Here is a 7,450-nt window from a genome sequence, read left to right on the forward strand (position 1 = left end):
GGTTCCTTCTATACCTTCTAATACTACTGATACAAGCTTTTCTTTGTAGTAACCATATTCTTTATATAAATCTTCCAATACTTCTAATAAGTTTTTCCCTTTTTTCTTGTAGTAAGACGCCATCTCTACTATGATCATTGTGGATACTACTGCGTCCTTATCTCTTACATGAGTTCCATAGGTATAGCCTATACTTTCTTCATATCCAAATATAAAGTTATATTCACCCGTTTTTTCCCATTCATTAGGCTTAGCACATATATTTTTAAATCCAGTAAGAGCTTCAAACATATTTACTCCATATTTGTCGGCTATAGCTCTTCCTAAATCTCCTGTTACAATGCTTTTTACTATGGCAGGATTTTTAGGGAGTTCTCCTTTTTCATTGAGTGAACTTAAAATATAGTTTACTAAAAGAGCTCCTGTCTGATTTCCATTTAAAAATACAAATTCTCCACTTTTATCTTTTACCATCATAGCTATCCTATCAGCGTCTGGATCTGTAGCTACTAAAATATCTGCATCTTTTTCTTTTCCAAGTTCTATAGAAAGATTAAATGTTTTTGGATCTTCTGGATTTGGATATCCAACAGTTGTAAAATTTGGATCTGGCTTTTCTTGATCTTTTACTACAAATACATTTTCAAATCCTCTATCCTCTAATACCCTTCTAACTGGTTTGTTTCCTGTACCATTTAAAGGAGTATAAACTACTTTAATATCTTTATCTAATTCATCGCCTTCTCTTATACTTAGGTCTAATACTTCTTTATTATATTTATCATCTATTTCTTTTCCTATATATTCTATGAGGTTTTTTTCTAAAGCCTCATCTAGTTCCATCATCTTTATTTCTTTAAAATCCTTTATTTTACCAATTTCATCTAATATTTCATCCGCTATTTCATCTAATATTTGAGAGCCTTCTTTCCAATATGCCTTGTATCCATTGTATTCTCTTGGGTTATGACTTGCAGTAACAACTATTCCAGAAATAGTTCCTAATTCTCTTATAGTATAAGAAAGTACTGGCGTAGGCCTTATATCATCAAATAAATATGCTTTTATTCCATTTGCCGCAAGAACTCTAGCTGCTATTTCAGCAAATACATCAGAATATTGTCTTACATCGTAAGCAATAGCAACACCCATCTTCATAGCCTCTTCGCCTTTGTTTACTATTGTAGAAGCAAGTCCTTGTGTTGCAAGTGCTACAGTATACTTATTCATTCTGTTAGTGCCTGCACCTATTTTCCCCCTAAGTCCTGCAGTCCCAAAAGATAAATCTGTATAAAACCTATCTTCTATTTCTTTTTCATCTTTTATAGCTTTTAGTTCTGCCTTAGTTTCTTCATCAAAATAATCATCTTCAATCCACATATTGTACTTTTCCATATAACTCATAAGTAACCCCCCATTATTTAATTATATCTACAAATTCTCCATTTGTAATCCTTTTTAAATCTAAAGGATTTACTTCCATTTGTAAGCCAATTTTTCCCCCGCTTACAACTATGCTTTTTAAAGAACGGCTATCTTCTTGAATGAAAGTTTTAAAATCTTTTTTCATTCCAACCGGGGAACAACCTCCCCTTATATATCCTGTTATCTTTAGTATATCATTTATATTTATAAATTCTATCTTTTTCTCTGAAGCTATTTTAGCCGCTTTTTTTAAATCTAAATGTTCTTCAACAGGAATTACAAATACATAAATTTCTTTTTCACCTTTGGTAACCAAAGTTTTATATACTTCTTCAAACCTTTTTCCAATTTTTTTAGTGACAGACATGCCATCTATTTGTCCATCATCTACTTTATATTCAATTATATTATAATTTATGCCTTTAGTATCTAAAATTCTCATAGCATTTGTTTTTTTCATAAGTATCTCTCCTAATAATCTTATACCCAAATTGAAATTTAAATATTGTACAATATTTAAATTTAGTGTTTAAGTCTCTTTTATATTTACATCTTGTTTGATTATTTTTAATAAAATAGCAGTAAAGATTGCACCTATCAAAATTGCCAATAAATAAAGTAATCCGTTTGAAATTACTGGAATTATAAAGACTCCCCCATGAGGAGCTGGAGATGAAGCACCAAATAGTTCCGATAAACCACCTGCTATAGCTGATCCTAGTATAAGAGATGGAATTACAGACTTAGGATCTGCTGCTGCAAAAGGTATTGCCCCTTCTGTTATAAAAGAAAGTCCCATAATATAATTAATCTTTCCTGCATCTATCTCATCCCTAGTAAATTTTTCCTTAAAAAGTGTTGTAGCTATTGCTATCCCAAGAGGTGGAACCATTCCCCCTGCCATCACGGCTGCCATTATATGTCCATTTCCTTCTGCTACAGATGCTACTCCAAATACATATGCCGCTTTGTTTATAGGCCCACCCATGTCAGCTGCCATCATCCCAGCTAATAATATTCCTAAAAAAACTTTATTTGTTCCTCCAAGTGTATTTAAAAATACATTTATACCTGTATTCAAAGCTTCTACTGGTGGTATTACTATAAAATTCATTATTAAACCCACTGTTAATATTCCAAAAAGAGGATAAAGTAATACCGGCTTAATTCCTTCTAAAGATTCAGGCAGTTTTTCAAATATCTCTTTAAAAGCTAGCATTATATATCCTGCTAAAAATCCTGCTAATAAAGCCCCTAAAAAACCTGCATCTCCATCATAAGACAAGGCCCCACCTATAAATCCTGGTGCAAGTGCCGGTCTATCGCCTATAGAAAAAGCTATATACCCAGCAAGTATAGGAAGCATAAAACTAAAAGCAACACCCCCAAGTGTATTTAAAAATGCAGCTATACTATTGCCAAATCCATAATTGTCAGCACCTGCATTGTTGAAATCAAATAAAAAGGCTAAAGCAATTAAGATTCCACCACCAGCTACAAATGGAAGCATATTTGAAACCCCATTCATTAAATTGTCATATATATCTTTACCACGCATTTTATTAATATAAGGTTTTTCTTGACTAACCTTATATATGTCACCCTCACCATTTAAGGCCCTTTTTATTAAAACTTCAGGTTTTTTTATAGCATCTGCAACTTTAGTTTTTACGACCCTTTTACCATGAAATCTATCCATCAAAACCCTAGTATCGGTCGAAACTATTATCGCTTTAGCCTCATTTATATCTTCCTTAGTAAGTACATCTTCTACTCCAATAGAACCATTTGTCTCTACCTTTATATCTACACCCATTTCATTAGCTTTTTCTTTTAAAGCATTTGCTGCCATATAGGTATGAGCTATTCCTGTAGGGCAAGAAGTTACCGCGAGTATCTTTTCTCTTTTTACATCTCTATAGTCTTTTAAGCCTTCTCTTTTATAGTTTTTATCATCTTCTTCTATTTCTTTATTATGTATGATTTCTAATATTTCATCTTTAGAATTAGCATTTAAAAGATTTTTAGAAAAGTTCTTATCCATTAAAAATGTAGCTAGCTTAGAAAGTATTTTCAAATGAATTTTATCTGTTTTTTCATTTACTGCAATCATAAAGAAAAGGTAGGTATCTTTACCATCTAAAGAATCAAAATCTACCCCTTCTTTTGATCTAGCAAAAACTATTGAAGGTATATTTACAGCTTTAGTCTTTGCATGAGGTATGGCAACTCCATCTCCTATACCAGTAGTTCCTTCTGCTTCTCTTTTTAATATCTCTTTCTTAAACTCTTCTTTATCATTTAAGCTATTCGATCTATAAAGTTTATTTATTAGTTCTTCTAATATATCTTCTTTATTTGTTTTCTTCAAATCAAGTATAATTGTATCTTTTTTAATTAGATCTGTAATCTTCACTGTTAACCTCCTAATATATTCTTATCAAAATCTTTTCAAATAAGTTCCATCTATATTTAGTTCACCAAGTTCCATTACATAATCTAATACTAGGTTAAAAGTTACTATATAAAAGATTTAATTTACTACCTTTAAATTTAATACCTTTCTATATTTCTTATTTTCTTTATCAGTTATAACTGTGACCTTTTTAAAATCTGAAATTTTTGTAAAACTTGTTTTATCAAATTTACTGCTATCTGCAATTACAAAAACTTCTTTTGATGAATCCATTGCCTTAGTTTTTATTATAGCCTCTTCTTGATCAGAAGTTGTAAGACCAAATTCTATATCTATTCCATTTACACCTATAAATGCTTTGTTAAATCTAAATTTTTTTAATTCATTGAATACACTTGTACCAATTACCGCTTTAGTTTTAGATTTAATTTTCCCTCCTAATATATAGACATCGATACCTTTTTCTAATAATTTTTCTACATTATCTACTCCATTAGTAACTACGGATATATCTTTTTTATCTATAAATTTTGCCATTTCATAAATAGACTTATGAGCATCTAAATATATAGTGTCTCCATCTTCTATTAGAGATGCAGCAAATTTATAGATAGATATCTTTTCTTCTGATTTTTCTTTCTTATCTTTCTTATCTTTTTTTTCTTCTAGTCTTTTATTAATTTGACCTTTATTTAAAACTGCCCCTCCGTGTATTCTTTTAATTTGGCCGGTTTTTTCTAGATTCGACAAATCCCTTCTTATGGTTGATTGTGATGAATTTGTAAGAATAACGAGCTCTTCAACCTTCATTATACCTTTTTCGACTATCTCTCTTAGTATAATTTGTTCCCTTTCTTCAGATAACATACAAATCACCTCATGTATTTATTATAATATCAATCATTTTTTTAGTCAATCACAGTCAATCATATTCATTCAAAACCAATCAACTAAAAATAAAAAAATAAAACTTTGTATCGACAAAGTTTTATTATATTTCTATACGATATCTAGATTTTTCAATTAGATCTTGATCAAATTTATGATCAAAGTTACCTATACTAACATCATAAACATAATCACTAAATTCTTTTAATATTTCCAAATTCTCTTTTTGTGAAACCAGTCCTATCTTATTTAATGCTTCAAAGATTGCAATTAAAACTGAAATATCCTTTTTCCCATAATAAACTATCTGATAAAATGTAAAGTACAGATCTTCTCTAAAATTAAAATCTTCATATATTAATATTCCTTTAGAACCTTCATGTTTTATAACAGTATAATTATCCTTTATTCTACTTAGTTTTCCAAGTAATACTGACAATATATTTATACAATGAATCGCTGTATTAGGATCATTTATTCCAGGAGAAATAGCTCTTAGGGCTATATCTACTATTTTTTGAAGAGAAAACTTGTAATCATTAAATGAAAGTCTTTCTGAACCAAAGGTCATTTTATTTATTATGTTTTCTTTTATGTCTTCTTCTATATCATCACTATTATAATATAATGTAGCTATATCTTGATTAAATCCAACAAAATCTCCAATCTGAGAATGCATTACTAGTTTAGAATCTATATTTTCTATGGCATTTACTAAGGAATCAATATTCATTAGTTGAAGATATCCATTTTGTTTAGATTTAATTTTATACTTATATTTATATGCTTCAATTTGATATTCACTTAAGTTTTCTTGTTTTTCCTTGTAACTAAGAGCATCTTCTATTATTTTAAAAGATTCATCATATACTCTTTTAATAAGTTTTGTAGCTTGAATTGAAGATGATACCCTATATATAAAAACAATAAAATATATAATAGAAAATACAGCATATATAACTCCGATAGTTGCAGATAGAACTAAATATTCGGAAAAACTATTTTTCATAAAGAAAAGAGCTATTATACAGTAAAAAAAGCCTCCTACAAATACTCCTAATACTTTCATAGAAATTTTATCTGTTAAAAAGTTATTTACTACTCTTGGAGAAAAATCTGATGAATACATTGTTAAAACTACCATTATAGTAGAAAAGGTAAATGTAGTAATAGTAAGAAGTGCTCCTGCCAATGTGCTTAATATTACCTTTGCAAGATCCACACTTGTTAAAAATATGGATGGAATTTTTTCAAGTAAAGGTATCGTTCGAGTATCTATAGCTATAGCAATTATAGATACAACTATAGAAATAAATATATATTTTAATAAATATAACCATATTCTGTTATCAGCATAAATCTTTTTAATTTTTTCTATCATTTATTTCATCTCCAGTACTATTGCAATTTTTCAATAGCTCTATATAATTCATCAGCCTTTGGAGCTTCTATTGTTTCTATCCCTTTCTTGTTTTTTATAAATATGCCCTTATCAATAACTTCTCCTATAATAGATGAAGATATATCTTTTTCATCTAGTTCATGCATTAATTTTTTTATAGTTATATCATCCCCTATAATTAGCATACTACCACTTGAAATAAGTCTTAAAGGATTTATCTGGAGTATATTTGTTACATCCCTCGTAATCTCTGTTATAGGTATTTTATCTTCATATATCTTAATTCCCATTTCTATTGCCTTGTGTGCCTCCCAAACAGCTCCAAGCACACCACCTTCTGTTATATCATGCATATAATTTACATGGAGCTTACCACCTGTTCTTCCCTCTTCCTTTACAGATATCCTATCTCCATATCTTTTGCCCTCTTCAATCTTTTTTATATCCATTTTATCCTTAAAATAGTTTTCAAAATCATTTAAAAGTATAGCTGTACCTTCTATACCTGTTGATTTTGTCATAAGTACCTTATACCCTTCTTTTATTTCTTGTATTTTAAGTATGTTTTTCTTTTTAACTTTACCAATTACAGTTGTAGATATAATTACCTTATTTACTGCATCTGTTATTTCGGTATGTCCACCCATTATTTCAACATTTAGTTTTTCAGCTGTGTCCCCAGCATCTTTCATTATATGTTCAATATCTTCATAGCTAGTTCCCCTTGGTGCTAATATAGTCATAAGTACCCCTACAGCTTCTCCGCCACTTGTAGATACGTCATTGACTGATATTTCTATTGCAAGCTTACCTACACCCTTTGCAGCCCCTGTAATGGGATCAGTAGATAGTACAGCTACTTCTTCTCCAAAGTCTACTAAAGCATTATCTTCTCCTACACTTGCTCCCATTATTATATCTTTTCTGGTATGTTTTATATATTTAAAAACGATTTCTTCTAATAAGTCATTTGGTAATTTTCCCGTTATCAAAATAACACTCCTCTTAGTCTTAAGTTTAATACTGCTATCTATATGATAACTTATTTTATCATCTTTTTATAGTACTATATCTATCCTTTTTCATTTATATATGCTGAAATAAGTATAAGTGATCCCCCTAAAAACTGAACTCCTGTCATAGGTTCTCTTAAAAATATAGCTGATACAAATATTGCAGTTATTGGATCTAAATAACTTACTATAGCTATAGTTTGAGATTTTACATGCTTTATAGAAGGAAAATATAATAAATAAGCTATACCTGTGTGAATTATTCCAAGTATTATTATTAAAATCCATGTATTTACATCTACACCC

The 7,450-nt window shown here is 29.5% G+C and carries 7 protein-coding genes; all 7 read right to left on the reverse strand.

Annotated features, from left to right (window positions below):
* Positions 1-1,404 (reverse strand): phospho-sugar mutase (locus tag ACTHW2_RS08810; RefSeq protein ID WP_442263575.1); only part of this gene is annotated, 1,404 nt, incomplete at its 3' end.
* Between the two features lie 13 nt (positions 1,405-1,417).
* On the reverse strand, positions 1,418-1,885 hold the full coding sequence (ybaK, locus tag ACTHW2_RS08815; RefSeq protein WP_442263576.1) for a Cys-tRNA(Pro) deacylase: 468 nt from the start codon (positions 1,883-1,885) through the stop codon (positions 1,418-1,420).
* A gap of 69 nt (positions 1,886-1,954) precedes the next feature.
* Positions 1,955-3,841: a PTS fructose transporter subunit IIABC gene (locus tag ACTHW2_RS08820; protein WP_442263577.1), complete on the reverse strand. Its 1,887-nt coding sequence runs from the start codon at positions 3,839-3,841 to the stop codon at positions 1,955-1,957.
* A 117-nt stretch (positions 3,842-3,958) separates the two neighbouring features.
* Positions 3,959-4,708, reverse strand: a complete 750-nt coding sequence (locus tag ACTHW2_RS08825; RefSeq protein WP_442263578.1) for a DeoR/GlpR family DNA-binding transcription regulator — start codon at positions 4,706-4,708, stop codon at positions 3,959-3,961.
* 124 nt (positions 4,709-4,832) lie between these two features.
* Positions 4,833-6,110 (reverse strand): DUF2254 domain-containing protein, encoded by a 1,278-nt coding sequence (locus ACTHW2_RS08830; protein ID WP_442263579.1) that lies wholly within the window; start codon positions 6,108-6,110, stop codon positions 4,833-4,835.
* Between the two features lie 17 nt (positions 6,111-6,127).
* Positions 6,128-7,123: an AIR synthase family protein gene (locus ACTHW2_RS08835; protein WP_442263580.1), complete on the reverse strand. Its 996-nt coding sequence runs from the start codon at positions 7,121-7,123 to the stop codon at positions 6,128-6,130.
* Positions 7,124-7,203: 80 nt separating this feature from the next.
* Positions 7,204-7,450: EamA family transporter (locus ACTHW2_RS08840; RefSeq protein ID WP_442263581.1), on the reverse strand; the 247-nt coding region annotated here is incomplete at its 5' end.

Origin of the sequence: Tissierella sp. (assembly GCF_052089545.1) — a bacterium.
Taxonomy (GTDB): domain Bacteria; phylum Bacillota; class Clostridia; order Tissierellales; family Tissierellaceae; genus Tissierella_A.

Bases quoted from the DNA above. Each gene is read 5' to 3' on its own strand.
- ACTHW2_RS08825 (WP_442263578.1), bottom strand. From the start codon at position 4,708: ATGTTATCTGAAGAAAGGGAACAAATTATACTAAGAGAGATAGTCGAA.
- ybaK (WP_442263576.1), bottom strand. From the start codon at position 1,885: ATGAAAAAAACAAATGCTATGAGAATTTTAGATACTAAAGGCATAAAT.
- ACTHW2_RS08830 (WP_442263579.1), bottom strand. From the start codon at position 6,110: ATGATAGAAAAAATTAAAAAGATTTATGCTGATAACAGAATATGGTTA.